Origin of the sequence: Pedobacter sp., from assembly GCF_045628745.1 — a bacterium.
Lineage (GTDB): Bacteria > Bacteroidota > Bacteroidia > Sphingobacteriales > Sphingobacteriaceae > Pedobacter.
On record NZ_JAZQPU010000444.1, the window covers coordinates 1 to 1,949 of the forward strand.

At 42.4% G+C, this 1,949-nt stretch carries 1 protein-coding gene and 1 pseudogene; both read right to left on the bottom strand.

Annotated features, from left to right (window positions below; translation table 11 throughout):
- Positions 1 to 15: 15 nt before the first annotated feature.
- Positions 16 to 1,512, bottom strand: a complete 1,497-nt coding sequence (locus ACR2F7_RS16205) for an anion permease (protein ID WP_432714584.1) — start codon at positions 1,510 to 1,512, stop codon at positions 16 to 18.
- A gap of 2 nt (positions 1,513 to 1,514) precedes the next feature.
- Positions 1,515 to 1,949: pseudogene (locus ACR2F7_RS16210) on the bottom strand (porin); the annotation flags it as partial.

A 1,949-nucleotide genomic window follows, 5' to 3' on the forward strand; every position in this document is an offset into this window, starting at 1 on the left:
ATTGTTGTTTATAGATTAATAAATACCTGTAACTTTCCACCATAAACCACCAAGGCCCATCCAGATCACCATGAGCACAACGCCAATGATCAGTCCGTAGATCCACCATTGTTTGACATCCACATAACCACTACCAAAAAATACAGGAGCCGGTCCGTGGGCATAATGAGTTAAAGTTCCGTATAAAGATCCGGTAAACCCTAACATCAACGCTAATAATAAAGGAGGCACACCCATGGCCACCCCTACGGCTAACATAGCTGCATACATAGCTGCAACATGTGCTGTGGCACTGGCGAATAAATAGTGGCTAAAGAAATAAACGATGACAATAATGGGGAAAGCCATGGTCCAAGATAAGCCTAACAATTGCGCTTGTATCAATTTACCGAACCAAGGAATAAAACCAAGCTCATTTAAAGAACCCGCCATCATAACCAGGGTGGCAAACCAAACGATGGTATCCCAAGCACCTTTTTCAGCCTTTACATCTTCCCAGGTTAACACTTGGGTAAGTAATAAAATGGAGAGCCCGATAAAAGCAGTGGTGGTGGCATCGATTTTAAAAAGATCACCCGTCATCCACAACACTAATAATATGATAAAGGCCATCACCATCAGCCATTCATTTTTGGTAACCTTACCCATTTCCTTTAACTTTACAATAGCCATAGCAGGCGCTTCCGTTGTTTTTTTAAGTTCAGGAGGAAAGATTTTATATAAGATAAAAGGAATAATGACCATGGAGGCCAAGCCGGGCACTATGGCTGCCCAGAACCACGACATCCAGCTGATGTGGATTCCCAGATCCGCAGCGAACTTCTGACACATGGGGTTGCTGGCCGTGCCCGTCAGGAACATTGCCGAAGCAATTAAGTTCATGTAATAACTGTTTAAAGTAAGGTAAGCACCCACTTTACGATGCGTTTCAGGCTTGTCGGGCATAGAACCAAGGCTCATGGACATCGACTTCATAATGGGGTAGATGATCCCCCCACCCCTTGCCGTATTACTGGGAATGGCAGGAGCAAGAATTAAATCTGCAGCACCCAGGCTATAAGCAAGGCCTAGCGGACTTTTACCAAACAACTTGATAAAGACATAGGCAATTCTACTGCCCAGACCAGTTTTGATAAAACCCCTGGCAATAAAAAAGCTGATTCCAATTAACCAGATCACTTTATCGCCGAAACTTCTTAAGGCCAGGGTAACCGATTTTCCGGGATCACCAGGGGCAAGCACACCTGTGAGGGCTACAATAGCAATAGCTATCATACATAAAGTACCCATACTGGCTGCTTTGAGGATAATGCCTATAATGGTGGCCAAAAAGATGGCCAACAGATGCCAGGCTTCAGGTTTTACCCCTTCAGGGGCAGGGATGAACCAAATGATTAAACCGATAGCTAGTGTAATTAGCAAGGGAACGAGCTGGATTTCCTTTTTCTTTGCAGGATCAACGACAGGTTTAACCGTGGCAGATGGACTGGCTTGTGTAACATTTAAATTCATGATTATAACCTGGATTGAATTTGAAGAATGTATAGAGAATTGTTATATTGGTTGGTACCTGCTTTATTCTTTGAATAGCGATCTATATTGATACCGAACTGTATTCTGGAGGTGTAAGCCTGTAAAAATTCTGCACTAATCATAGGTGTCCAGGTTTGTCTCTTTTGACCAGCATGTTTATAATCTTTATCAAAATATTCATAGCGGCAAGAAATCTCCAAAGAACTTAAGCGGTGGTAGTTAAGGGCATATTTAAGGTTAGGCAACACATATAAACCTCTCATTTGGTATTGCATGATATTACCATCACGTTGTGCAGAATCAAGGCCATAAAACAAGGTATGGTTATTTCCTTGTTTAGCTTCGGTTTCCAATTCAAAAGACCATTTTTTTCCTAAGGGGATGGTGGCTTGCAAATCAATACCTGAAGCATATAC